Below are 26,366 nucleotides of genomic sequence, written 5' to 3' on the forward strand. Positions count from 1 at the left end.
CAAAGCGGGACAGGAAGGCGTACGCCTGTACGCCGCAGCCGGAAACCCGCGGCCTCCGGCTCCGCTTCCAGCCCGTAGGGCTTACAGGCCGGAGGGTAGAGCCCTACGCCTCGGAGAGAGAACGCCGAGCAGGGCAAAAAGGGCCATTTATGGATGGACACTAATTAGAAACCCTCAAACTTGTCATTATCATTCAGGCTTAAATTATGAAAAAAGAAACCAATTGTATTAATTCCAAGGCTGTTTTGGCTTATGTAAAGGAACACAATGCCGGCGATTATGCAGAACTTTTGGAGAACCTGGACCCTGAAATTGATGCTCTCCAAGACCCTGAACGCTTCTTAACAGATCCACACAATTGGATTTCCTGTACCGTAGTTTCCAAACTATATGAAAGGGCCAGACGAATTCTCAATGACGAGATGGCAGCCTATAAAATTGGCCAATACGCTGTTGAAAAGACCGATCTGGGTATTAGAGCTTTAATTGTAAAAGTTTTCGGGTCGCATCATAGAGTTCTCAAAAATATTCAAAGGATAAATGCCAAATGGAACAGAAACAAGAAAGTGGAACTGGTTGTACTGAAAAAGAACAGCGCCATTCTTAGGTTACACTGGAATCCCGGGATGGATTCATCCAGAGATCTTTGCCTGTACAATCAAGGTGTTTACACTTTTATATCAACGGCATGGGGAGCAGAGCCGCTCAACTTTAATGAGAAAAAATGTTACTTTGAAGGCGCCCCATACTGTGAATACCATATAAAATGGAATACCAATAACAGATTACAGGAGTTTGTGTCACGGTTTTTTAAGCCAAAATCCGTTCTGATGGAAACATTGGTGGAAATGGAGAAGGATAAAGAGCTTATAGAGAAAAAATATGAGGAGGTCTATCGGCTGAACATAGAGCTGAATCAAAAAATCAAACAGCTCTTAGCCATACAGGATACGGGAAAGGCGATTCTTTCAGTACTTAACCTGGAACAACTCCTTACCGTTATCATGAACATTCTGTCCAACGTTTGCCAAATCAACCGTGCCGCAATTATGCTCGTAAATGAGGAGGAAGGGTATCTCGAATATCTTCATGGTTTGGATTTTAAAAACGAAGTTCCGGAGGAAATGAAAAATTACAGAGTTCCGCTTGAGCGGGTGAGTAATATCCTTGCAAGGGTTGTCGTTACAGGGCTACCGGAGTATGTACCTGAAGTAGAAAGTTCAAGCCTGAGAAAAGAAAATATTATGTTAACTTATGGAAAACCTGCTTCGGTATACGTCGTTCCCCTTATCACCCGCTCCAAGGTGATCGGGGTTATCGCCACGGATGCGGTTGATGAAAGAGGTGTGCCCAAAGAAACCCGGGAAACGCTGGAAGTCTTTGCGCCCCAGATCGCCATTGCCATTGAAAACGCAAGGCTTTACAGCAGACTCCAGGAGCAGATGCAGGAACTCAAACGATCGAAAGCCCTGCTTAGCCGTACGGAAAAATTCTCTTTTTTGGGGAACCTGGCCGCCAGACTGGCCCATGAAATCAAGAATCCCATGACCGCAATCGGCACATTTTTACAGATGTTTCCCAGCAAATACAATGACGAAGAATTCAGAAATGATTTTTATAAAATTGCACTGGAAGAGACCACGCGGGTGAATAACCTCATCGCGGAACTGCTGGATCTGGTCAAAAAGAAAGAATCACATTTTGAATTTAGTAATCTTCACGAGCTGATTGAAAAGATGATACTGCTGGTTTCACCGCAGAGTAACGCCAAAAATATTGATGTCATCCGCCAATTCGACCCTGCTGTCGATCTGGTCTGGATGGATGCCGAAAAGATGAAACAGGTTATTCTAAATCTCCTTTCAAATGCGGTCGAAATTACTCCTGAGGGGGGGAGGATCAGACTTGCGACCCGAAACGATAACGAGCAGGGAAAGCCGGCCATGATTCGAATAGAGATCAAAGATAACGGTTCAGGGATTCCTCAAGATATTATCGACAAAATTTTTGATCCTTATTTTACCACTAAACACAAGAGTACTATGCACAGCGGTACCGGGCTCGGACTATTTATCGCCCATCAGAACATGCAGGATCACGGTGGGACCATAGATGTAAAAAGCAAAGTTAAAAAAGGGACAACGTTTACACTGACGCTTCCGGTATCTCATTCCGCCTAACGTTAAACCTCAATTGAGCGAAAGTCGAGGATGCCCCGCAGCGGAGATCCCGTCAATTCGGGGCTATGGGGATAGGAATTTTAGCCTTTGGCTTTGTCAAAAATCTCCTTTAGTTTCTCTGACAGATCCCTAATATTGAAAGGTTTCTGGATAAAAGCATCGCAACCCCGGTCCAGTATCTCTGTGGCCTGACCATTGATACTATAACCACTTGAAAGCAGCACCTTGATTTTGTGATTGATTTCCCTGAGCATATCATACGTTTCGCCACCGTCCATCTCCGGCATAATCATATCCAGGATGACCATATCAATCTTGTCTCGATTTTTGTTATATATCTTTAAGGCCTCATTCCCACTCCCGGCTATCAAAACCTTATAGCCTAGTTTCTCCAGCAACCGCTCGCTAACGTCAATAATCATTTCCTCATCATCCACCAGGAGAACTGTTCCAGACCCTTTTAATATGTCTTTTTCTATTTCTTTCTTTGCCATAATCTCCTTTTCTGTGGCTGGGAGATGGATGGTAAAGGTTGCCCCCTTGCCCTTTTCGCTATAGACATTTATGAAGCCGCCATGATTCTTGACAATCCCATATACAGAAGCTAATCCTAAACCTGTACCCCTGCCCATTTCTTTTGTTGTAAAGAATGGATCAAATATCCTTTGCCGGGTCGTCTTGTCCATGCCAATCCCGGTGTCGGTTACGGAGAGCTTTACATATTTTCCAGGTTTCATTTCAAAGGGCTTGGTGTAATGCTCGTCAAGACTTACATTTTCTGTTTGGATGTAAATATTGCCACCTCCGGGCATCGACTGCCAGGCATTAACATATAAGTTCAACAGTACCTGTTCTATCTGGCTCTGATCGACCTCTGCCGCCCAAAGATTATGTTCATATTTTCCACGAATAGTGATCTCCTTTCTAGTACGGCCAAACATACGGTTTTGTCTTTTAACAAGATCGTTTAAGTCTGTGGGTTTGACCTCATATTTTCCGCTCTTGACAAAACCCAGAAGCTGTTTGGTAAGATCTGCTGCATTTTGAACATATTCTTCTATGCCTTTCAGATTTTCAAAATCCGGGCAGGTAGGGTCCTTATCCATTAACATCAAAGAGGCCTGTCCCTGGATGCCCATAAGGAGGTTGTTGAAGTCGTGCGCAATTCCGCCCGCCAAAGTGCCAACTGATTCCATCTTGTGAGCTTGAAGGAGTTGCGCTTCAAGTTCCTTTCTTTGTTTTTCAGCAAGCTTTCGTTCAGTTATATCTCTGGCAATACCCCGGAATCCAATGGCTTGATTATTTGAATCTCTTATTAAAGATGCCAAAGACTCAACGAAAACCTTAGAACCGTCCTTTCTGATAAGTTCAGAATTAATCGTTTTTGTAGTTTTACCTGACTGGTAAATTTCCTTTAAGGCTTGATAAATTTTATCGGCAGTTTCTGCGTCCATGACCTGTCGGTGTTTCATGCCGATTAATTCGTCTTTTGAATAACCAAGTATATTGCACATCGAACTATTGAAAAAGGTAAAGTTTCCGTCCATATCCACCTCATAATAGCCATCTTCGATGCTCTCGAGTACCGTTCGATATTTCTCTTCGCTCTCCCCCAGCGCCTCCTCGGCCTGCTTCTTGGCGGTTAAATTTATCACATTTCCCATACAAGCCTCTTGCCCATTGTAATTGATAATTGTAGCAAAAATTTCTAACCATAGCAGTTCGCCGCTTTTTTGTAAGGCTCGAAACTCGTAATTTGTTGAATGATTGACACCCCTGGCTCTGGCCATCTCTCTTTCTTTGACCATCTTACGATCTTCAGGGTGCACAAAATCCCAAAACTTTTTCCCGATCATTTCCTCCGGAGAATAGTTCATCATCTGTGATAGGCAATCATTTACATACGCAAGTACTCCGTCATGGTGGATGAATATTCCAGTTAAGGATTGATCGGTTAAGGCCCTATATCTTTCTTCAGATTGAATAAGATTGCCTATCAGTTGATCTCTGTCTTTAACCGTAACCTCATAGTCAACTACCAGATCCTTACTGATGATCCTTAAAACCCATCTGAGCATGCGTTTAAATAGATTTGGCTTTTTCTTCCAGGTCATATCAAAGGCGCAATACTCGTCACCATCAACTACGCATTTGGTTTCCTCACATTTAACATCTGTTGCCCCTGTTATTTTAGCTATACCTGTATATATTCCAATGTTCCAGTTGCAGATATCTTTTGTTGGTCGAAGATTGGGACGGTAATGGAGTTCGAATATAGCTGAATTGTCTGTTAATTCAAAAAGTTTTACCTCCTTTGTTCTGTTGAAGCGTGCATTGAGCTTTGCGGCCTGCTTACAAACATATTTGCTGCTGCATATTCTGCTTACAAAAAGGCTGCTCTTGGAAAAATGTCCGATGGCAGCCTTTTCGCCCACTTTAATAAGGGAGCTTGAATCACCAACAACGTTCTTAGCATTTGCAAACAAAGCCAGGGAGAATTCATTAGAAACCCAGTAGGCGGGGTCAGTTAAGTGGTATTTTTGGATCGGTGTCAGCCTTGACGGGTTTGCATTATCCGCAACAAGATATCTTTCATTATTAACCAGGCCGCTAAAAACCTGCCGAACCCCATCATCTCCATAATGCTCCCGCAGGTAACCCAGCAGTCCTATAAAATTTGCGCAACTTATATCTTTATTCATCAACATTTTGGTCACTAATCCTATTTATAACTTTATAACTACTTATTTTAAATTTTTCAATGTGGAACCAATTTTCCCCCATTTGGTACTGTTTAAAGATGATTATAGCGGAACAGACCGGAACAAAAATGTCAACCTTTTTATCACGGTATGCACAGACCTTTTCAACCACTATTTGCCTGATATTTCAAATATATGTCAAGTTTTTCAGTTTCAAGAAGTCTTGAAAAAAACTCGCCGGCAGTGCTCTATGCGAGCAAATATCATCAATCTTTTTTGACCATATAGTTTAATGTTTTCAATATGCTATTGACATTTTTTACAAAATAGAATACCGGCAGCAGAAATGCTGCTTCATTATTAATTATAACTAATAGATTTTAATGAGCAAAATTATGTGCACAATTGTGCTCATTGACGACTCCGAAGCCGCTCTACTCATGACCACACCATTTTAATGAAAATTTAAAGATTATTTTTTGTCCCAAATTTTTCTTATTTTATGCAATCTCGGTGCTTTTTGGATGTAATCATAAAGGAGCATAGGGGGGAAGGCTTGTTATGAAGATAAATTTAAGTTCTTTTTTGCAATGGCGTTTTAACATTTATATATTCAAAAAACTGGGGTGGAGAGTCACCTTCTTTTACCTAAGTATCCTGGGGAAATTGTATTTTTTCTTTAATAGAAAAGAAAATTGGAAAATCAAAACGGCTGTTAATGCCGTTTTTGCGGATCGTAAAAACAGATCTGAAATAAGAGCTATTACACGGAGCATTTTTCGAGGGATATTATCCCATTACTATGAAAAAATATTTAACGTCTACTGCAATCCTGCAATACGGAAAACTTTTGTCGAAACACATATTAAAAGTGAAGGCATGATAGCCATAAAACAAGGGCTTTCCAGAGGTAAGGGTGTACTGTTGGTTACAGGACATTACGGGGGGGTCGAACTCATTCCGGCTTTTTTATGGGCCAAGAATTATCAGGTCACTATTGTCGCGAAATTCAAAACAAAAGATTTGCGTAACAAATCAATACAGCAAGCAACAAAGGCTTCAGTAAAAATCATTGACGCAGACAATACCCCCAATATCATGAAAGCCGTATTTGAACACCTAAAAGAAAACCGCATCGTTATCACTCAATGCGACGAAATCGATTATTGGAAACCAGGCCGAAACGATTGCATTTCTTTTCTGGGAAAACCGGTCCTGCTGGACAGGACCATAGACATTATAACCAGACGGTGCCGCGCGGCCGTGGTTTTTGGCGTGATGCACAGAGATCATAACCATCGATACAACTTCATCGCAACTTCACAGGAAGAAATGGCCAAACAGTCTCAGCGGTCCCAAGACATGCCTATTGGAGCTTTGGTATTAAAATTTATGGAACATTATATATACAAACACCCGGAAGGATGGTATCAGTGGAAAAAATATCCGGTACTCGATATATTTGCGCCCGCCGGGACAGGGCTTGAAGCTCGGCCGGCGCTCCCGCTGCCCGAACCTTCCCTTGGCAAAGTTTATTGACGGGCATTTGTATATTATGAATCACACGGGACGGATATGAGCGCAAGATAATGCAAATTAACAAGGTCAGAGTACATCAGATAAAGCTCCCTTTTTCATTCGATTTTTCTCATTCCTTAAGGAAAAGATCTTCAGCCAAAAACGTTATTGTCGAAATAATTGCCGAACAGGACAAAATAAAAGGATACGGAGAAGGCGCACCCAGATCTTACGTTACCGGAGAATCACAAGAAGGTGTCGCTGAGAGTATTTGGCGTTTCACGCAGCATGATAATTTCCCCTGGGATTTGAACGATGCCTCTCAAATATGGGATTTTATCGACACTCTTTCCAATAGTAAAGATCACAATTCTGCAATTTGCGCCGTCGAAACAGCGCTGCTGGACGCTTTAGGCAAAAGCCAAAGCAGACCTGTTATCGAATATTTTCCCCATGATTTTTATACCGGCACGGTTTATTATGGTTCTGCGATTCCCCTGGGCGATAAACAATGCACCATAGACTTCGGCCGGATGGCCAAAAAAATGAAAATCAACAAGCTAAAATTGAAAATGGGGAAAAATTACAAACAAAATAAAGAAAATATAGCAGCCGTCCGCCAGATGTTTGGCGAGGATTACGATCTAAAGATAGACGTAAACGGTGTTTGGGATCTTAACCTGGCCAGCCGGCACGTCTCTTTGATCAACAGATACAAGGTTAAGGTTCTGGAACAGCCTATGATGCCGGATGATCCGGATTTGGCCGATTTCGCCGGCGTTATGAAGTCTTCCGGTGTGACCCTGATGGCCGATGAGTCGGTTTGCACTTTAAAGGACGTGGAACGAATTTCAGCACAAGGCCATTATGAAATGGTAAACGTCAGACTGTCCAAATGCGGCGGCATTCGGAATTCACTCAAGATGATCGACGACCTGCGGGCCAAAGGGATTCTTTTCCAGATCGGCTGTCATCTGGGCGAGTCCGGGATTCTATCCGCTGCCGGCAGATTGCTCTGTTTGCTCTGCGGCGATGCCGTTTACTATGAAGGTTCTTATGATGAATTCTTGCTCAAAGAAAATATTACCCGCGAAAATGTCTCTTTTGGATCAGGCGGTAAAGCCGGGCCTCTAACCGGCCCTGGTCTGGGGGTCGAGGTAAATCGTCAAAACCTGGCACGCCTGAGTGAAATATCCGAATCCATGACCCGTCCTGCAACCCTGAAACACGGTTTTTTGCTCCAGAACTAACATCAAATGAGGCTTAAGTGCTCGTAGCCAATGATTTTTCCAGATATCGCGTAAGGACTTGACCGAAGAGTCGGGTCCCTATATCCAGCACGGTTTCGTCAAAGTCAAAATACGGCGAGTGCAGACCATGCTGCATTCCCTTACTAGGATCGTGGCAACCAATTCCTACCATTATACCGCCCCACTTTTCACAAAAATAGGCAAAATCCTCGGCTCCCATTCTGGGTTGCAGAGAATGGACATGGTCGCCTCCCAACACTTCTCCGGCAACATCCTGCGTGTGCTTTACAAGCTTGGGATCATTAACCAGTACCGGATATCCCGGAGTAATCTGAAGGGTTGCGGCAACATTGTGCGACAATTCCAAACCTTTTGCCATTTGCTGAAGCCGCATGATAATCTTTTCCCGTATTTCAGGGCTCAAGGTTCTTAGAGTCCCCTCCAGGAATGCTTCTTCGGGTATGATATTTGATGCTGTTCCGGCCTCAAAGCGTCCAATAGTGAGCACGGCACTTTCGAGTGGCGGCAGCTCCCGGCTGATGAGAGTTTGAAGTTGGGTTACCAGATGCGCTCCCGCAACAATGGGATCTTTACATTGATGGGGGTGGGCGCCGTGACCGCCCCTGCCTTGCAGCCGGATGGTGAGGGTATCTGCGGCAGCGTTGCTTATTTTCGGAGCTATGCCGATATCACCGGCAGCGAGTTCAGGATAAAGGTGGCCCGCAAAGACGGCTTCTATTGGCAGCGAGTCGAAAACACCGGTTTCCAGCATAGCCTTTGCACCTGCGCCGCCTTCTTCCGCAGGTTGAAAGATAAAAATAATGGCCCCCGAACCTTTCTGAGGCCAGTCCTTTTCCAGCAGCCATCGAATCACCCCCAGGGCGATGGTCATATGACCGTCGTGGCCGCAGGCATGCATGCAGCCTTGATGTTGCGATTTATAAGGGACTTCATGGGCCTCTTCCAAGGGCAAGGCATCCATGTCGCATCGAAAGGCCACGACCGGTCCGCTGCGTTGGGCGTTGAGTTTTGCCACTATACCGGTTTTTCCGATACCTGCTTGAAAGGGGATGCCGAGAGAGTCAAGTACTTCACAAATTTTGGCGGCGGTCTTTTTTTCCCTGTAGGCCGGTTCGGGGAATCGGTGAAACCAGCGGCGCAGTTCCACCAACCAATTGTAAAAGGCCTCGGGTAATCTGTCCGGCATCTTTTACCTCATTGATATCAACCCGGATAAACCGGAAAAGAAAAAGATTATTTATCACGAAAACACGAAAGTACGAAAACATGAAAAAAATTAGTGTTGACTTTAATATGTTTGACCCGATCTATTTAGCCGCGCACTATATGATGAAAACATGAAAACTTCAAGCTAAATTCAATAAGCTCGAGAATCCGGCCTGCAATAAAAAGGTTGTTGATTTGCCCTTTAAAAGACATTATTCTACCTTAATTAGTGCCCACCCATAACAGGAGTCGCACCATGAAAAGGTCCTTCCTTACCGTTTTGATCTGCACACTTTGCCTTGTGCTCTTTATATCCGCAAGGCCGGGAGATACTCCCAAATACCAGAAGGCCAGAAAAAAAATGGTCGATTATCAGATACGTAGGCGCGGCATTTCAAATCAAAAAGTCCTCAGCGCCATGGCTCTAATACCCCGGCATCTTTTTGTACCCGCAGAGCTTATCAACAAGGCCTACGATGACCATCCTCTTCCCATCGGTCAGGGGCAGACTATTTCACAGCCCTATATCGTCGCTCTCATGACGGAAAGCCTGCAACTCAAAGGAGGTGAGCGCGTTCTGGAAATCGGTACCGGTTCCGGTTATCAAGCTGCAATTCTTGCCAAGACCGCCAAAGAAGTCTACACCATCGAAATCAAGGAAAAACTTTTCAAAAAGGCCGACAAATTATTGCAGTCAATGGATTTTAATAACGTCCAAATCCGCCGTGGCGACGGCTACTTCGGTTGGGCTGAAGCAGCACCCTTTGACGGCATCATGATCACCGCCGCTGTCGACCACATTCCGCCGCCACTTCTTAAGCAGCTTAAAGACCGCGGGAGACTCATTCTGCCCCTGGGCAACCCGTTCTCCTATCAAAACCTTTCCCTTGTCACCAAAAACAAAGACGACTATTCCGTCCGGCAAATCACCGGCGTACTCTTCGTCCCCATGACCGGCCAAGCCCTCAGCCCGAATTCCTCATCAAAAAAATCACGGAAAGATTCCCCATGATATTTATAGCGGTTTTCCTGCTCTCACTCTCCGCGCTTACTTTTGAAGTGCTCCTTACGAGGGTTTTTTCTATTACACAATGGAACCATCTTTCCTTTATGGTCATCAGCATTGCCCTCTTTGGATTTGCAGCCAGCGGCACATTTTTGAATATCCTGAATACACGTCAAAAAGACTGGGGCAAAAGATTTACCACTGTCGATTGGATTAAAGCCGTTATTATACTCTATTGTGTCAGTACAATCACTGCTTTTATCGTTCTGAATCAGGTTCCACTCGATTACTTCAAACTGCCCTTGGAGCCGGTTCAGACGCTTTACCTGCTGACAGCCTACCTTCTTTTAGCGCTGCCGTTCTTCTTCACCGGACTCTTGGTCGCGGTTGCTTATGCTTATATTCCGGAAAAAACCGGTCTTGTTTACTGCGCCAGCATGGTCGGTTCGGCCTGTGGTGCGATTCTTCCGATTGCACTTCTTCCCTTGTTCGGCGAAGGCAGGCTTATTATCTTTACGGCCCTCATCCCTTTGATAATAGTATTTGTGACAAAATCTGAGCCTGCTGCAAAACAGATTTCAACGGCAAGCATCTCCCGCAAGAAACGATTCTTTATGCAGGCATCCGGTCTTGGAATTTTGCTGATTGCCGGCCTGATCGCTCTAGCCGCCGGCAGCCTGATCCAAGTAAAACCTTCGCCGTACAAAGCCGTCAGCCAAATGCTCCAGTTGCCCGACACTCGGATCATCGCAACCACGGCCGGCATAAGGGGCAGAATCGACAGCGTTAAAAGCCCCTATATCCGCTTCGCACCGGGATTGAGTCTTAAATATACCGACAGGCTGCCCCGACAGTGGGCGGCTTTAAAAGACGGGGACGATCCTTTTGTTTTTTATAATCTGCCGCCTCCGGCACAGGAAGGATTTGCCAATTTCACACTCCCCTACGCAGGATACCTGCTGGCCCCCAATCCTGAAAATATTCTCCTCATCCAGCACGGCGGCGGCGGCCTGAGTATTCCCTTGGCCATGGCCGCCGGCGCCGAAGAAATCACCATCGTTCAGGAGCAGCCTCAAATTGCCCGCTTGATTCGAGACCACTACGGGGTTTCCGTCGTAAACCAACATCCCCGCACCTTTCTGGCCCGATCAGATCAACGCTTTCGGATCATTCACGTGGAAAACTGGGGAACCTCCCTGCCCGGTTCAGACGCCCTCACTCAAGAATACCTGTTTACCATCGAATCGTTCATACAATACCTGAACCACTTGAAAGAAGACGGAATCCTTATTGTTGCGCGCAAACTGCTTCTTCCGCCGTCAGATTCAATCCGTATGTGGGCGGCAGCATATGAAAGCCTCAGATCTATCGGCATCGAGAAGCCCGCACACCACATCGCCATGCTTCGCAACTGGAGCACCTTTACCCTGATTGTTTCGATCCAGTCTCTACAGGACAATAAAGTGCTTAAAGATTTTGCCCGGAACCGAAACTTTGACCTGGTTTACCTTCAAGACCTTGCCCGTAACAAGTCCAACCGGTTCAATATATTTGAGGAACCTTTCCATTTCCTTGAAATCAAACGGCTGGCTGAAGCCTACCGCCTGGGAACGGAAAGAGACTACTTTAAGACATATCTCTTGGACGTAGCCCCTCAAACCGACAGCCGCCCCTTTCCCGGCAGATTTCTCAAATGGTCCCGATTAAAAGCGCTTTACAAAATTACAGGAAGCAGATTTTATTCTCTCTTTATGTCCGGTGAAATTATCGTTGCCGTTATCTTTGTCGAAGCCTTGGTGGTTGCGGCTCTCCTGCTGGGACTTCCGCTGATTGCAATTCCCAAAGGAGGCCCGAGGCCTTCTTTTGCCAATATTCTTTATTTTTTGGCAGTCGGTGCAGGCTTCATGTTCGTCGAACTCTTCTTTATCAAAAAATATATCTTTATTTTCGGTGATCCGGTGGTCAGTTTTACGGTGGTGCTCGCCGGAGTTCTGGCTTCTTCCGGATTGGGAGGATACTGGTCCCAGAGAATCGATCCACAGAGCCTGCGGTTAACCCTGACGGCCTTAATTGTCGTGTTAGCCCTTACTTTTTTCGGCCTTGATCTGATTATCCATCGCATAATCGGGCTTTCTATTATCATGCGCTACTTGATAGCAATGCTGCTGCTGGTCCCGGCGGGCCTTTTGGCGGGCCTGCCTTTCCCTCTGGGTATGCGGTATCTGTTAAAAAGTCCGGGCGAGCGGGCCTATGCCTGGGCGGCTAACGGCTGCGCTTCGGTTTTGGCATCAATTGCCGCCGCCCAAATCGCGCTCAGTCTGGGCATTCCAACAATTATAGCCTGCGGGACAGCGGCTTATCTGTTGGCCTTTGTCAGCGTAAAAAAATAACGATACGGGAAACGTCAAAGCAGATTCTATTTTACCCTGCAATTAACGGATAATTTGCAATTTAGCGTTATCCCTCAATTGAGTTAACAATGATATTTATGGACAAAAATACAAAGATTTGCTAAGATTACCTTCGATTTTGCTTGAAATATACGGGTAGTTGTTGGCTCAGTCAAAAAGAAAAGGGGGACATATATGAGTGATATCGATTTGCAGTCCGGCAAAATAAACCTTGAAGGTGAATGGTGTTCTGTCGAGGATCTGAAAAGCAAGATACAGGAAAAAATGGATGCCGGAGATATGAAATTCTCAAATCTTGCCACGGCCCTGGAAGAACTCAACGCTGCCCTGGAAAATTCACATACAATCGAAACCAAGATTGTTATTCCCACGGCTGATTATGAAAAGCTTAAAGAGTTGGGAGGAGAGGACGATGATTTAGAATGTGTGCGCCAGGCAGTTTTGGCATTTTTGGGAAGCGATGTCCGGGGGGCACCCGCTCCCGCAAAGGCAGCTGAACCAGAAGAGAAAAAGAAAAAGGCCCTTAGATGTGCAAAATGTAAAGCAATGATTGAGATCCCCGCTGGTGAAGTACCGGCAGAGATAAAATGCCCTGAATGCGGCACAACCGGCCGCTTAAAAGCTCAAAAAGGCGAAGCCCGCCACCAGGATCATTTTCTGGGTTAACCCGTATTTTTCACGAGCCGAGTTTTATAGCATCCAAGGCGTAAGTCATACAGCTTGGAAATTGTTCATGAAAGATCCGGACTCGGATTGAGGCCGCCCATGATTAAATATTTGTTATCATTTCTGGCGTTGCTTTATGTCTTAATGCCTTATGATATCATCCCGGATTTTGCCATTGGTTGGGGCTGGATCGATGATCTGATTGTTTTGTGGCTTCTGTGGCGGTTTTTAAACGCCCAGAAAAAGAAGCAGCCCGGCTACCAAAATTATTACAACCGGCAGTATTCAGAAAAAGAAACAGCCGGCGCGGATTCACAGCCCGCTGAATCGCGCGGGCACAAAGATCCTTATACCGTCCTGCAAGTGGAAAGAGACGCTTCCCCTGAAGAGATAAAACAGGCCTACCGCAAACTCGCCGGCAAATACCACCCTGATAAGATTCAACATTTAGGCGAAGAATTTCGCAAACTGGCGGAAAAGCGCTTTAAGGAAATCGAAGAGGCTTACCGTAAATTGACATCCAAATAAAGACGAAAATTTCTTTTAAATAGTCAAAGGGTTAACTGCTTTCTCCTACCAGCGTCATTGCGATAAGTTCTTTAAAGTCTGCTGTGGCTACACAAACACAGGTGTCGGCGGCACCATAATACACCTTGATCTCCCCGGAATTTTCCACAACAGCACCGCATGCAAAAGCCACATTGCCAACGTCACCGATCCTTTCGTAATCCTCGCGCGGTGACAGGGCCGGTTCATCACACCTGGCTATAACCTTGTATGGCTGTTCAAGATCTAGTAGGACAGTGCCGATTTTATAGATGGGGCCGGCGGTTGTCATCTTTACGCCATGATAGATCTCAAGCCATCCATGCTCTGTCTTAATCGGTGCAACCGAGGCGCCGATTCGAAAGCTGTCCCACAGGCCGGGTCGGGGTGTCATCAAAAGTTCGGATTTTCCCCAGTCAACCAAATTCTTTGAATATGATACCCACATACTCCCTATTTCTTTGCCGATCGGCCGGTCCAGGCGTACATACTCGCCGTTTATCTTTTCAGGAAAGAGTATTCCGTCTTTGTTACCCGGTTCGGATACAAGTGCAATACGTTTGTAATGGTAGAAATCCTCTGTTTTTGCCAAGGCGATGCGAGGGCCGTATTTTGAATATGCGGTGTACATAACATAATAAACGCCTTCGAGTTCAGTGATGCGAGGGTCTTCGATGCCCATAGTTTCGTATCTGGCAAAAGGACCTTTACGTGCCGGCACCATGACCGGTTGGTCTTCAACCGTGAAATGCAAACCATCTTGGCTTATTGCCAGAGCAAATACCGAATATCCTTGCTGGCCTTCGACTCTCAGGAGGTGATAATATCGATTTCCTTTTTTGATCACGGTACCGTTAAAAACAGTATTGCATCTGAACGGAATATCCTCCAGGGTTATAATTGGATTGCCCTCAAACCGTTGGAGGATGTCATGGCCCAAAGAGGGACGCTTGATCATCAGAAGTCTCCTTTGCTTTTCACACACTCTTGTTCGATTTTATCAATGGTGGTTGAGCCCAGGCAGATGCAGCTGTCGGCAGCGCCATAGTACAGCAGCAGCTTATCACCTTCCAGGATTGCCCCGCAGGAAAAAATCAGGTTCGGGATATCTCCGATCCGCTCATAAGGTTTGCGCGGTGACAGGATGGGAACATTGGTGCGGGTAAGGACCCTGGCCGGATTGTCAGGGTCCAGGAACACGGCGCCAATTCTAAAAAGAGGGCCGGCTGATGTATCCTTGATGCCATAATATATCAGCAACCACCTACCGTCTTTGAGCCTGATTGGCGGCACGGCAGCGCCCACGCGGTGTGCGTCCCAGTAGCCGGGTCTAGGTGATAACAAAGCCTTAAAACCGCCCCAGTAAACAAGGTCGTCTGAGTAACTGATCCATATACGTCCCCCGCTCCACGGTCGCTCAAGTCTGGCGTATCGGCCGTTGATTTTTTCCGGAAAAAGTGTTCCTCCTTTGGTATCCACCGCGGAGATAAGACCAAGACGCGTGACGTCCTCGAAGGCATCTGTGCGGGCCAATCCGATCCTAAAGCCATATTGGCTTTCAGCAACGTATGTAATATAATAGGTGTCTTCAAAGGGGGTGATCCGACCGTCCATGACGCTAATTTCTTCATACTTTTTAAATGCTTTATCTGCCGAACGTTTAATAAAAGGCTCATCATCTACTTCAAAATAATGGCCATCCGTGCTGCGGGCAAGATACAAGCTTTTATGGCCCCTCAGACTTTCGATAGTTATCAGCAGCAGGTAGGTGTCGGCCATCTTAACCGCACCGGCATTACAGATGTCCGCGGCCCGAAACCAAAGGTCTTCCATGTTAACAACCGGGTTTCCCTCCCAGCGGTGAATGATGTCTAATTGTTTTTTTGGAGGCATGGTTTTCCCCTTTTTATAATCCGTAAAGTATCTGCTCAACTGAAGACACAGCCAGGCAGGTTGTTTCGTCGGAAGACCCGTAATACATGAAAAGCTGCCCGTCTTTTATGACAATGCCGTTGGTAAACACGACATTGCCGAAGAAGCCTGTGGTTTCGTATTCAAGTTCAGGTTCAAACAGAGGCATTGTACTGCGCTTGATCACTTTCCAGGGCTGTTCCAGGTCCAGGAGCATCCCGAAAAGGCTGTAACGTGAATTATCACCCTTGGCGTGGTAGATGCAAAGCCAACCTTCATCTGTCTTTATCGGGGCACTGCCGGAGCCGATCTTCATCGATTCATAGACCGTGCGCCGCGGCCTGGCAATGCACTTGTGGTGGCCCCAGTGCAGCAGGTCCGGCGACTCTGCATACCAGATCGATGCCTGGCCGAATCCACTGTTGTTGGGGCGGTGCAGGGCCATATATTTATTGTTTATCTTTTGGGGAAATATTGCAACATCTTTATTTTCAGGATGGAATATGATGCCGAACTGCTTCAACTTTTTGAAATCATCCGTGGATGATAGGGCGGTACACCAGCTGTCAGTCGATACTATAGTGTAATTTATGTAAAAAGTACCGTCAATACTGACAATACGCGCGTCTTCGGTACCATAGGCTTCAGTAGGGGAGCAAGGATAGATAAATGGTGTGGGGTCAACCGTGAAGTTGATCCCGTCGACACTTCTTGCCAGTCGCAGATGGCTGATGCTGGAAAGGTAATCCTTGCCCCTATAAACAACTCCGCGCGTATCCTTGAGCAATACATCAGGGTCATGGGCATCAAACTCCTTGATTTCAGGGATGCCGCGGCCCTCGGAAAACCTGTAAACCGGTATCCGGATTTTCCCCTGTTGCTGAACACAGCTTTCCGCCACCCGCAGAAGCAGTATGACTTCGTCATTAAAGAGAGTAGCGCCTGGGTTGAAGGCTCCGACGACTCGGTATCCCTCTGCCGAGGGTCTGACATCGGCAGGGCGGATTATGGGATTTTTTTGACAGCGTTCAAACATACCTACTCCTCCTATTCACCAACAAACACATGCCGCGTTCTGCATTCCGGCTTGCGCTCAAACTGTTTATAAACCTGAATTGTCTTGTCGGCTATAATATCCCAGGAGATCTTTGCTTTAACATAGTTCACTGCATTCCTGGAAAACCTGTTGTAAACCTCTTCGTCCGTGAGCAGGGTTACAATCCTGTCAACATATTCGTCATCAGTTTCCGCATAAAATCCTGCTCCTGATTTTTCAAGGATAGCGACAAAGGCCTCAAGATTCGATGTGACGAGTGGTTTGCCAAAGGTCATGGCATGCGACATTATGCCGCTTTGGGCTCCGACAACATAGGGCAATACTATGATGTCACAGGCGCTGAGGATGGTATCAAAGGTCTTTTGAGGAAACTGGCCCCGGAATACCTCAATGCGCTCCTTGACAGGTGAGTCATTTATCTTTTCAATGAGTATCTTGCGATACATACTGAACTCCAGCAGCCGGAGTTTGCTGGCCAGCACCAGCCATGCCTCCGGTACTCTTTCGACAATTTGCGGAAAAAGATCCACGATCTTGTCAAAACACTTAGTAGGGCGGATATAGCCGGTTAGCAGGACAACTTTTCTGTTTTCGAGGTTGAGCTTCTCCTTAGCACCGGCAACGGGGGTCATCACGCGCGCTCCGTGCTCAACCAGGAATATTTTGGCCGTATCCGTATCGAAAACCGATCTTAGAATATTAACGTGTTCCTCTTCATGCACGATAATACCATCCAATTCCCGGCACATGGCCCTTAAAATTAGCTCCTTGCGAAACTCCGGTTCCTTTTGAACAGTATGAAAAGTTGCGATGACCGGAGTAGCCGTGGATTTAATGCGGTAAATCAGTTCAAGTACGGCGATGCCGTCCAGTTCCCCATACAGGCCGAATTCGTGCTGAATATGGACAATGTCGGGAGTAACCTTGCCGGCTGCGTTGAAAATCCTGCGGGCTATACCTTCGTCGTTGGGGCTGTATGATGGGTAAACATGTCGGCCTTCAGCGCCATACTGGCTGACAATATGAAGCTCGGTAGATGTCCGCGCCAGGGCTTTTGCCAGGAAGCTGGTGTATGTGCCGATGCCGCATTCAATCGGCGGATAAGAAGAGACAAATAAAACACGCATAAGCAACACCTTTTTTTCGATGATTGCGACAATTTGATATCTGGTAACGAAAAAACATCAACTCCACTGCCGGCTTTTTCTTCTATCCTTCAATAATCCGTTTTTCTCAGAAATTGTCAAATAAAAGTTCCTCTCTTAAAATAACCTAATAACTTGAATAATCAAACTATTGTTTTTTTAAGCTGCCTTTTTTATCATATTTGGGTCAAAAAAACTTTATATAATTACAGGCAACTTTTTTTACATTCCCTTTGTATCAATGAAGGTGAGACACGTACCTGCGAACAAATAATTATTTTACTGGTATAATATAGCAAAAAGATCAGGTAAAATAAACCAACTTGATAAAGGTGTGTTCTATAATATCAATACGTTGATATAGAATTTAATACGAGGCTCCACAAAAAGGATAGGGGCAGCCCCACCTTCGATATCCTTAAGATACAATTTTCTTTGACACATAAGCTCGTTTCTTTTATATGGGATTTCAACAAAATGCCAAAAACCCGAAACAATACCAAAATAGCCTGAAAGACTGGCAGAAAAAGGACGACAAAGCCCAACCATCAATTATCCACAAGGAGGGAATATGCTACCGCCAATAAACAAAAAAACTCGAAATGGAAAAAAATATCCTTAAAAAATGCTTCGGAGGTCTTGAGACTGAGGATTTAGACACCATTGCCTATGACTGCGCGAAATTGATAGTTAAAAATTCTTATGAAAAAATCATGTCAGGTGACTTCGAAATGCTTTCAAGTAACGATATAGAACAAATGCTTAATACAGAGCTTGGGTGGAATTTTGACGAAGATAAGGTTGTGGCAGATATTAAACAACTATCCCATCTGGAGTGATGAACGGGTCTACGATGAGGTAGACAAGCTTGAGGACATATATGAAGATGAGCGTTCAAATAAGGTTGAGCCCATCGTCGAAACCACGGTTAATGAGTGCCTGACCATGGTTGAAGAGCTGCGAAAAGAGGCCAAAGCATAAAATCTAAGAAGGCACGACCTACAGTAGAACACCTCCCTTTTTATCGGAAGGGGGCCATATTGTACTAATCTATAATTTCCAATACTGCGCGCTTTTTTGCCTTGCCGGAAGCAGCGCTTAAAATGGTCCGTATGGCTCGAGCAGTCCGGCCCTGCCTGCCGATTATCTTCCCAATATCCTCTTTAGCCACCTTAAGTTCAAATACCAAGATCTGTTAACATTCCACCTCCAAAACCTCTACCTGTTCCGGATGGTCAACCAATGCCTTTGCTATGTGTTTGATCAGATCTTTCACGGCTATATCTCCTTTGTCGGCAGTTGAGAATTAAGAAGCATCTTTACAGCCATATATATTTTTATCGTTGCATTTGGCAATCATTTTATGGATGTTGCCGCAATGCCGGCCTTTTTACCAAAAATAAAAAATTCATCTTCAACGATTTGTTTGACAGGGCCGTTTCGATCTGCTATACAGCCAAAGTCCCAAATAAAGGCGGTGGGACTCTGCACCACCCGCATGGCGACCCCTTAATCGGACCATGCTGCTGTTGTGCTTATCTGCTTCGTTTCCCCAGGCCAACTGCCCCAGAGTCAGATGCTGTCCAAGTCCATCTGCCAGCCGAATCTCGGATTGCAGGCTTGATACACGGACAAGAAGCGTTTAAAAACCATACAATGTTGCGCCGGGAAAGGATTTTTAATTCCTGCATTGAAACGCATTAGATGGGGACGTCGGGTGTTTAACCGTATGAGGGCCGTATGAGGACGGCCTCAATTCGTTTCTAAGCAATCTACAGAGAATCGTTGACAGTACATAACGGAATTTTCTCCAAAGCACGTTTCAGTTTCAAGCGATTCTATTCCTCGCTGCTCAATTAGAGCCTTAAGCCTCGGGTTAGCCTTAAAATTTTCGACTGCGGATTTTTCAATACAATTTTTTCGAGTAAAAGCTTGAGGTTAAGTAAGCAAACTATATTTATACACAACTATCAATAGGAGGTGAATAATTTATGGGTAAAATCAAGATTGCGATAGTAGGAGTTGGAAACTGTGTCAGTTCACTAATTCAAGGAATTCACTATTACCGGGATAAAAACCCGCAAGACGCCGTCGGCCTGATGCACTTTGAAATGAACGGCTATAAGCCGGGAGACATAGAGGTTGTCGCAGCCTTTGATGTTGACAAACGCAAGGTCGGCCAGGATGTGCATGCAGCTATTTTTGCCAAACCCAACTGCACGACGGTTTTCTGTCCCGATCTTCCCCCATCCGGAGTATTGGTTCGGATGGGAAAAATTTTGGACGGTGTTGCGAGCCATATGCAGGATTATCCTGTTAACAATACTTTCGTTCTGTCCGAGGAGCCGGAGCTGACCACAAATGAAATCGTCGAAGTGCTCGAAGAGTCCGGCACCCAAATCCTGTTGAACTATCTCCCGGTCGGCTCTGAGGAAGCCACCAGGTTTTATGCCAATTGCGCGCTGGAGGTAGGGGTCGCTTTTATCAATAACATTCCGGTGTTTATCGCCAGCGATCCGGTGTGGGCCAAGCGCTTTGAGAATAAAAACATTCCTATCATCGGCGATGACATCAAGTCTCAAATGGGTGCTACCATCACTCACCGCATACTGACCGACCTGTTCAAGAAGCGCGGCGTCAAGTTGGAGCGCACTTACCAGCTCAATACCGGGGGCAATACCGATTTCCTCAATATGCTAGAACACAAGCGCCTGGTCACAAAGAAAAAATCCAAGACCGAGGCTGTTCAGGCCGCGGCTGCCAAGCGTCTGGACGATGAAAACATCCATATCGGCCCCAGTGATTACGTGCCGTGGCAGAAAGACAACAAGGTTTGTTTCATTCGCATGGAGGGCAAGCTGTTCGGTGACGTGGCCATGAACCTTGAAATGCGCCTTTCTGTGGAGGATTCACCCAACTCGGCCGGCGTTGCCATTGACGCCATCCGCTGTGCAAAACTGGCCTTGGACCGTGGTCAGGGCGGCGTACTTCAGGCGCCGTCAGCCTATTTTTGCAAGCATCCCGCGCGCCAGTTCACAGACGATGAGGCGTTTACCATGGTCGAAGACTTCATTAACGACGATGGCGTTTTAAGCCTTAAAACACTGAAACTGGCAAGTTAAGCCTTGTTTTTCTCCGGAAATGGAGTCGATGCGCATGAAGTGCCTGATCATCGCCGCCGGCAAGGGCAGTCGGCTTCGGCAGCAAGGTGACTGTAAGCCCCTTATTCCCATTCTGGGGCTGCCCCTGATCGAAAGGGTTATCCGCACCGCCATGGAGGCCGGAGCAGACGATTTTTTGGTGGTTACCGGATACCAGGAGGAGCTTATCCGCTCTTTCCTGGTCAGCCTGGCCGATCGCCTGGGGTGCAGCATAACCTCCATTTTTAACGAGGATTGGAAAAAAGAAAACGGCCTTTCGGTGCTAAAAGCCAAGGAATACCTGCCAGAGCCATTTTTACTGCTGATGGCTGACCATCTCTTTGATCCGTCCATAGCCCGCGAGTTAATGGCACTTGCCTTATCCGACGGTGAAATCGCCCTGGGCGTGGATGGTGATACCCGTAATTCCTCTGTCGATATGAAGGATGTTACCCGGGTAAAAACCAAAGAAGGCAAGATACTCGACATCGGTAAGGGCTTGACCGATTTTAATGCCCTTGACACCGGCATTTTCTTGTGTACGCCCGCTATTTTCAATGCGTTGGAGCGTAGCGCAAAGCAAGACGGTGATACTACCCTGTCCAGGGCGGTGAAGATTTTAGCTGCTGAGGGCAAGGCCAAAATGTTTGAAATCAGCGGACGCTTCTGGATTGACGTGGATGACCCGGCAGCTTTTAGTCGTGCGGAAAACTCCATTTTGGCCGATTTAAAGGACAAACCCAACGATGGTCCGGTGTCGCGCTATTTAAACCGCCCCATATCGATTAGGATTTCCCGCCGACTGGTAGACCATCAAATCACCCCCAATCAAATATCCCTGTTCTCATTCCTGTGTTCGGTTCTGGCTGCAGGTCTGTTTGCTCTTGATGGTTATTTTACGCTTCTGCTGGGCGGTCTTACGGCACAGTTTGCCTCGATCGTAGACGGCTGCGACGGTGAAGTAGCCAGACTCAAACATCAATACAGCGCTTACGGCGGATGGTTCGATGCAGTACTTGACCGTTATGCCGACGCCTTTCTGCTTTTCGGTCTCACCTGGCACACTTATACAGATACAGATAAAACAGATAGTTTCATTCTGTTGATCGGATTTATGGCGATTATCGGCTCCTTTATGTTGAGCTATACGGCCGACAAGCACGACAGCCTCATGCGCGATCGAATCATTCATGACAAGGGATTGCGCATGGGCCGCGATATCCGTGTCTTTCTGATATTCCTCGGCGCCGTGTTCAACCAGGTTTATTTGACACTGGTTGTGATTGCCGTGGTGATGAACATTGCGACCGTACGCCGCCTCATTATCTGCCGGGATCATGAATAGTATCGACTGCGCCAAACAAAATATCAGAGCGATTATTCCAGGCTCCAGTGTACCGGAAGATCCGATTCATGCGGAAAATACTCTTGAGTGGTTGTTGAAGCTTGATCCCGAGGCTGATCAGGCGTTGCAGATCGCGGCGCTCGCCCATGATATCGATCGGGCTGTTGAGGCACAGAAAGTGCGTCGCGCAGATTTTAGTGATTATAATGCATTCAAGGTCGCTCATGCACATAACGGAGCCAGGATTTTAAGGGCAATCCTGAACAAGTGTGGTGTAGCCAAATCTGTTGCGGACGAGGCCTGCCGCTTGGTAACACTTCATGAGGTTGGTGGTGATCCCCGTTCCGATCTGCTCAAGGATGCAGACAGTATATCTTATTTTGAAGTTAATTTGCCCTGGTACTACCAGCGTGAGGGCCGGGAGGAGACCATACGTCGCTGCAAATGGGGCTATCAGCGTCTATCGGCACGGATGAAAGAGGTCGTTAAAACCATAACGCATGAAGATGGGTCAATAACACATCTGCTCAAGGAGGTAATTTGTGAACAAAACCAACACAATTATGATGTCTCAGGATGATACCTCAAAGGGGCACATTCTTGTAGTTGGGCATGTCACCCGCGATATTTTCGAGGACCGTCAACAGCTTGGTGGTGGTGCTACATACGCCGCCCGAGCCGCCTCGGCATTCGGTTGTCGCATTTCCCTGGTTACGGCATCACCTGCATCCTCTCTCCTGAAGCCACTACAGGACGATACACATATAACTCTTCATCGTAAGAAGTGCCATGAATTTACGACCTTTATCTTGAATCACTGCGGCGGTCGAAGGGAATTGTCCCTGGTTAGCCGGGCACCAGACTTAGCGCCCGAGGATATTCCTGAATCTGCGCGCAAGATACCCTTGGCATATATCGCACCTGTCATTGGAGAATGCGGGCGAGCCATCATCGATAGCCTTGACAGCACGAAAATCGTCATAGGCGCACAAGGTTGGCTGCGCCAGGTCAATGACCGCGGAGTAATCGTTCCGCATCTGCTGCCAGAGGCCAAGATACTGCCAGACGTCCATGTTATTGTATTTTCTGAGCAAGACTTCCCCAATGCTGAATAGATAGCCAGCCGATTTTCCCACGGCGTTGAAGTCGTGGCACTCACCCGTGGCGCTAAAGGGGTAACTCTGCTGTCTGAGGGTGAGAAAATCAAGCTTCCAGCAGCACAAATTCGCAAAGAAATAGACTCCACAGGGGCAGGTGACGTATTTGGAGTTATTTTTGGTATTGAGTTACATGCAGGAAAAGATATTGTCGATGCAGCGCGCATTGCCATGTGGGCCGCTGCCAGGGTTGTCGAAGGCCCTGGTCAGGGGAATTTGTCACGGGCTTTCGCCAGTCGGCGGCGCAATTAATATGGAACCAAAGCATATTGCATCCGGCTTGGACGGGTGGTACTATAGCCACCCTGGAGGCAAATAATGAACATTCGAGTGGACAGAGAAAAGGCCGTAGAAGCTGCAATGACTAAAATCGAACGTCAGTTCGGAAAAGGTTCTATCATGAAGCTGGGCAGCCAGGTTGTTCTCGATGTGCCTGTAATACCGACCGGCTCCCTGGCACTCGACAAAGCGCTGGGTACTGGGGGACTTCCCAGGGGCAGAGTCTGTGAAATTTTTGGGCCGGAATCCTCCGGCAAAACAACCCTGGCGCTGCATGTGGTTGCTGAGGCTCATAAACAGGGGGGGATTGCAGCCGTTATAGACGCTGAACATGCTCTTGACATCGCGTATGCCGGCCAACTTGGTGTGAATTGTAACGAGCTTCTGGTGGCCCAGCCCGATACCGGGGAGCAGGCCCTTGAAATTACGGATATGCTGGTAAGGAGCGGTGCCATAGATATTATCGTTATCGACTCAGTCGCAGCCCTTGTTCCCAGGGCGGAAATCGAAGGAGAAATGGGAGATTCTCACATGGGGCTTCAAGCCCGGCTCATGTCACAGGCCTTAAGAAAGCTGGCTGCAATAATTAGCAAGACCCAAACCTCGGTTATTTTCATCAACCAGCTCCGCATGAAAATAGGCGTTGTATTCGGGAACCCGGAGACAACAACCGGCGGAAACGCCCTTAAGTTCTATTCATCTGTCAGGCTTGATATCAGGCGTATCGGCACTATCAAGGAAGGCCAGCAGGTTGTGGGAAACCGTACACGGGTAAAAGTTGTCAAAAACAAGCTGGCGCCGCCTTTCAGGGAGGCTGAATTTGACATCATGTACGGTGAAGGAATATCGCGAACCGGCGAGCTTCTCGACCTAGGTGTTGAAGAAGGTATCATTGATAAAAGTGGGACCTGGTATTCATACGACGGTGAGAGAATGGGCCAGGGGCGCAACAATGTAAAAGAGTTTTTCAAAGCAAATCCGGACATATCCAATGCTGTATCCGCCAAACTCAGACAGGCATTGGAGCTTTCTGAAAGGGGATAAGTAAGATTTGAATCGGTTTAATAAGTATCTGGCTTTATGGATTATTATTCCAGTATTAGTAATTGTTCTCTATACTTTTTTGGATAAAAAGCCGGAGTCTGCAACCAATATCAGTTACACCGAGTTCCTTGACATGCTTGATGCTGAAAACATCAGCGAGGTTGTCATACAAGACCAGGAGCTTTCAGTTTCGGCTGTGAACTATCGTCGGTTCAAAGTGTTTGCGCCTAAAGACAGCAACCTTATCATGATCCTCAAGCAAAAAGGGGTGTCCATCCGGGCCATACCTCCGGCTGAGCCGTCCTGGTATATTTCTCTGCTGATTTCAGGACTTCCGATGCTTCTGCTCATCGGGGTGTGGATATATTTCATGCGTCAGATGCAATCCGGCGGCGGCCAAGCCATGTCGTTTGGAAAGAGCCGCGCCCGCCTGCAGTCTGACCAGTCCAAGAAAGTCACCTTTGAAGATGTTGCCGGAATCGATGAAGCCAAAGAAGAATTAGGAGAAATTATCGAGTTTCTCAAGGAGCCCAAAAAGTTTACGCGTCTTGGCGGCCGGATACCTAAAGGCATTCTTCTGTTGGGCGCTCCCGGCACCGGCAAAACCCTTTTGGCACGTGCCATTGCCGGGGAGGCCGATGTTCCGTTCTTTCATATCAGCGGCTCGGATTTTGTAGAAATGTTTGTTGGTGTGGGCGCCTCGCGTGTCAGAGACCTATTTGTCCAGGGTAAAAAGAATGCACCTTGCATCATCTTTATCGACGAGATCGATGCGGTCGGCAGGCACCGGGGAGCAGGCCTTGGCGGCGGACATGACGAAAGAGAACAGACTCTGAATCAGCTTTTGGTGGAAATGGACGGGTTTGAATCCAACGAAGGGGTCATTCTTATATCCGCTACCAACCGGCCGGATGTACTTGATCCGGCCCTGCTGCGCCCGGGGCGTTTTGACCGCCAGGTGGTCGTGCCGTTGCCGGATATCAAGGGCCGTGAAGAGATACTGAAAGTACATATGAAAAAAACGCCGGTTGCATCTGACGTGCACGTCGATACACTGGCTAAAGGCACCCCTGGTTTTTCAGGCGCGGACCTGGAAAATCTTGTCAATGAAGCAGCTCTGCTTGCGGCCAAAAGAGATAAAGAAAAGCTTGATATGCAGGACTTTGAAGATGCCAAGGACAAAGTCGTCATGGGTCTGGAGCGCAAATCGAAAGTCATAAAGGAAGAGGATCGCCGAACAACAGCATACCACGAAGGCGGCCACGCCCTCGTGGCCCGGTTCCTGCCCGACACAGATGCGGTTAACAAGATAACAATTATTCCCAGGGGTCGTGCGATCGGTATGACCTGGTTTTTGCCGGAAGAAAGTGATTTCAAATACAAAGCCCAGCTGGAAAGTGAATTGTCGGTAGCCTTGGGCGGGCGAGTGGCCGAGGAGCTGGTTTTCGGCCGTATCAGTACAGGTGCAACCGACGATATCAAGCAGGCAACCAAGCTGGCCCGCAAAATGGTGTGTGCCTGGGGCATGAGTGATGAGCTCGGCCCGCTTTCTTATGCACAAGATAAAGAGCATATTTTTCTCGGTCGGGAAATTGCGCAGCACCGGGATTACTCCGAGGAAACCGCGCGAAAAATTGATGAAGAGATCAACGCTTTGATCGACCGAAACTACAACCGTACCAGGAATGTCCTGGATGAAAATATAGACATTCTGCATAAACTGGCCGAGCTTTTGCTGGAAAAAGAGACCATCACCGGCAAAGAGTTGGATGCTCTCATTCG

The 26,366-nt window shown here is 46.8% G+C and carries 22 protein-coding genes and 1 pseudogene; 15 read left to right on the plus strand and 8 right to left on the minus strand.

Features of this window, described 5'->3' with window-relative positions:
• Positions 1–206 precede the first annotated feature (206 nt).
• Entirely contained in the window at positions 207–2,180 is a 1,974-nt protein-coding gene (locus V3S16_RS10685; RefSeq protein ID WP_413884758.1) for an ATP-binding protein, read from the plus strand.
• 80 nt (positions 2,181–2,260) lie between these two features.
• Here the strand turns inward: V3S16_RS10685 and V3S16_RS10690 are convergent, their stop codons facing one another.
• Complete coding sequence (locus V3S16_RS10690) at positions 2,261–4,888, minus strand: PAS domain S-box protein (RefSeq protein ID WP_413884760.1); 2,628 nt, start codon at positions 4,886–4,888, stop codon at positions 2,261–2,263.
• A gap of 555 nt (positions 4,889–5,443) precedes the next feature.
• On the opposite strand from V3S16_RS10690, the gene V3S16_RS10695 reads away from it, so the two are divergent.
• Both V3S16_RS10695 and V3S16_RS10700 read left to right on the plus strand, forming a co-directional pair.
• Positions 5,444–6,421 (plus strand): lysophospholipid acyltransferase family protein, encoded by a 978-nt coding sequence (locus V3S16_RS10695; RefSeq protein WP_413884762.1) that lies wholly within the window; start codon positions 5,444–5,446, stop codon positions 6,419–6,421.
• 50 nt (positions 6,422–6,471) lie between these two features.
• Complete coding sequence (locus V3S16_RS10700) at positions 6,472–7,650, plus strand: enolase C-terminal domain-like protein (RefSeq protein WP_413884764.1); 1,179 nt, start codon at positions 6,472–6,474, stop codon at positions 7,648–7,650.
• Positions 7,651–7,663: 13 nt separating this feature from the next.
• Here the strand turns inward: V3S16_RS10700 and V3S16_RS10705 are convergent, their stop codons facing one another.
• Positions 7,664–8,857: a M20 metallopeptidase family protein gene (locus V3S16_RS10705; RefSeq protein WP_413884766.1), complete on the minus strand. Its 1,194-nt coding sequence runs from the start codon at positions 8,855–8,857 to the stop codon at positions 7,664–7,666.
• Between the two features lie 276 nt (positions 8,858–9,133).
• Between V3S16_RS10705 and V3S16_RS10710 the strand changes: the two genes are divergently transcribed.
• The 4 genes from V3S16_RS10710 (at position 9,134) to V3S16_RS10725 (ending at position 13,488) form a co-directional block, all read left to right on the plus strand.
• A complete protein-coding gene (locus tag V3S16_RS10710; RefSeq protein WP_413884768.1) occupies positions 9,134–9,889 on the plus strand; it encodes a protein-L-isoaspartate(D-aspartate) O-methyltransferase in 756 nt (251 codons plus the stop codon).
• A complete protein-coding gene (locus tag V3S16_RS10715) occupies positions 9,886–12,273 on the plus strand; it encodes a hypothetical protein (protein ID WP_413884770.1) in 2,388 nt (795 codons plus the stop codon). Before V3S16_RS10710 ends, V3S16_RS10715 begins: the two co-directional genes overlap by 4 nt.
• Positions 12,274–12,468: 195 nt before the next feature.
• On the plus strand, positions 12,469–12,960 hold the full coding sequence (locus V3S16_RS10720) for a hypothetical protein (RefSeq protein WP_413884772.1): 492 nt from the start codon (positions 12,469–12,471) through the stop codon (positions 12,958–12,960).
• Between the two features lie 99 nt (positions 12,961–13,059).
• The gene (locus V3S16_RS10725) at positions 13,060–13,488 is read left to right on the plus strand and encodes a DnaJ domain-containing protein (RefSeq protein WP_413884774.1); all 429 of its coding nucleotides are present in this window, start codon (positions 13,060–13,062) and stop codon (positions 13,486–13,488) included.
• A gap of 31 nt (positions 13,489–13,519) precedes the next feature.
• Here the strand turns inward: V3S16_RS10725 and V3S16_RS10730 are convergent, their stop codons facing one another.
• Genes V3S16_RS10730 through V3S16_RS10745 form a run of 4 tightly spaced genes read right to left on the minus strand, consistent with a single transcriptional unit; the run spans position 13,520 to position 17,601 of the window.
• The gene (locus tag V3S16_RS10730; RefSeq protein WP_413884775.1) at positions 13,520–14,464 is read right to left on the minus strand and encodes a glycoside hydrolase family 130 protein; all 945 of its coding nucleotides are present in this window, start codon (positions 14,462–14,464) and stop codon (positions 13,520–13,522) included.
• Positions 14,464–15,399 (minus strand): glycoside hydrolase family 130 protein, encoded by a 936-nt coding sequence (locus tag V3S16_RS10735; RefSeq protein WP_413884777.1) that lies wholly within the window; start codon positions 15,397–15,399, stop codon positions 14,464–14,466. Before V3S16_RS10735 ends, V3S16_RS10730 begins: the two co-directional genes overlap by 1 nt.
• Before the next feature lie 13 nt (positions 15,400–15,412).
• Positions 15,413–16,453: a glycoside hydrolase family 130 protein gene (locus V3S16_RS10740; RefSeq protein WP_413884779.1), complete on the minus strand. Its 1,041-nt coding sequence runs from the start codon at positions 16,451–16,453 to the stop codon at positions 15,413–15,415.
• Between the two features lie 11 nt (positions 16,454–16,464).
• Positions 16,465–17,601: a glycosyltransferase gene (locus V3S16_RS10745; RefSeq protein ID WP_413884781.1), complete on the minus strand. Its 1,137-nt coding sequence runs from the start codon at positions 17,599–17,601 to the stop codon at positions 16,465–16,467.
• Positions 17,602–18,405: 804 nt separating this feature from the next.
• On the opposite strand from V3S16_RS10745, the gene V3S16_RS10750 reads away from it, so the two are divergent.
• Entirely contained in the window at positions 18,406–18,600 is a 195-nt protein-coding gene (locus V3S16_RS10750; RefSeq protein WP_413884783.1) for a hypothetical protein, read from the plus strand.
• A 64-nt stretch (positions 18,601–18,664) separates the two neighbouring features.
• Here V3S16_RS10750 and V3S16_RS10755 read toward each other — a convergent pair.
• Positions 18,665–18,895 (minus strand): annotated as a pseudogene (locus V3S16_RS10755) (KH domain-containing protein).
• Positions 18,896–18,975: 80 nt separating this feature from the next.
• Positions 18,976–19,119 (minus strand): hypothetical protein, encoded by a 144-nt coding sequence (locus V3S16_RS10760; protein WP_413884785.1) that lies wholly within the window; start codon positions 19,117–19,119, stop codon positions 18,976–18,978.
• A 491-nt stretch (positions 19,120–19,610) separates the two neighbouring features.
• On the opposite strand from V3S16_RS10760, the gene V3S16_RS10765 reads away from it, so the two are divergent.
• The 7 genes from V3S16_RS10765 to ftsH form a co-directional block, all read left to right on the plus strand.
• A complete protein-coding gene (locus V3S16_RS10765; RefSeq protein WP_413884787.1) occupies positions 19,611–20,741 on the plus strand; it encodes an inositol-3-phosphate synthase in 1,131 nt (376 codons plus the stop codon).
• Positions 20,742–20,775: 34 nt separating this feature from the next.
• The gene (locus tag V3S16_RS10770; RefSeq protein ID WP_413884789.1) at positions 20,776–22,104 is read left to right on the plus strand and encodes an NTP transferase domain-containing protein; all 1,329 of its coding nucleotides are present in this window, start codon (positions 20,776–20,778) and stop codon (positions 22,102–22,104) included.
• Entirely contained in the window at positions 22,097–22,684 is a 588-nt protein-coding gene (locus V3S16_RS10775; protein WP_413884791.1) for a DUF4202 family protein, read from the plus strand. The genes V3S16_RS10770 and V3S16_RS10775 overlap by 8 nt, the downstream gene beginning before the upstream one ends.
• Complete coding sequence (locus tag V3S16_RS10780) at positions 22,647–23,219, plus strand: hypothetical protein (protein WP_413884793.1); 573 nt, start codon at positions 22,647–22,649, stop codon at positions 23,217–23,219. The genes V3S16_RS10775 and V3S16_RS10780 overlap by 38 nt, the downstream gene beginning before the upstream one ends.
• Positions 23,220–23,513 carry a PfkB family carbohydrate kinase gene (locus tag V3S16_RS10785; RefSeq protein WP_413884799.1) on the plus strand — a complete coding sequence of 98 codons (294 nt, stop codon included), beginning with the start codon at positions 23,220–23,222 and terminating at the stop codon, positions 23,511–23,513. It abuts the gene before it with no gap.
• Positions 23,514–23,579: 66 nt separating this feature from the next.
• Entirely contained in the window at positions 23,580–24,584 is a 1,005-nt protein-coding gene (gene recA, locus V3S16_RS10790; RefSeq protein ID WP_413884795.1) for a recombinase RecA, read from the plus strand.
• A 7-nt stretch (positions 24,585–24,591) separates the two neighbouring features.
• Positions 24,592–26,366: ATP-dependent zinc metalloprotease FtsH (ftsH, locus tag V3S16_RS10795; protein ID WP_413884797.1), on the plus strand; the 1,775-nt coding region annotated here is incomplete at its 3' end.

Source organism: Candidatus Desulfatibia sp. (genome assembly GCF_036446775.1).
Lineage (GTDB): Bacteria > Desulfobacterota > Desulfobacteria > Desulfobacterales > UBA11574 > Desulfatibia_A.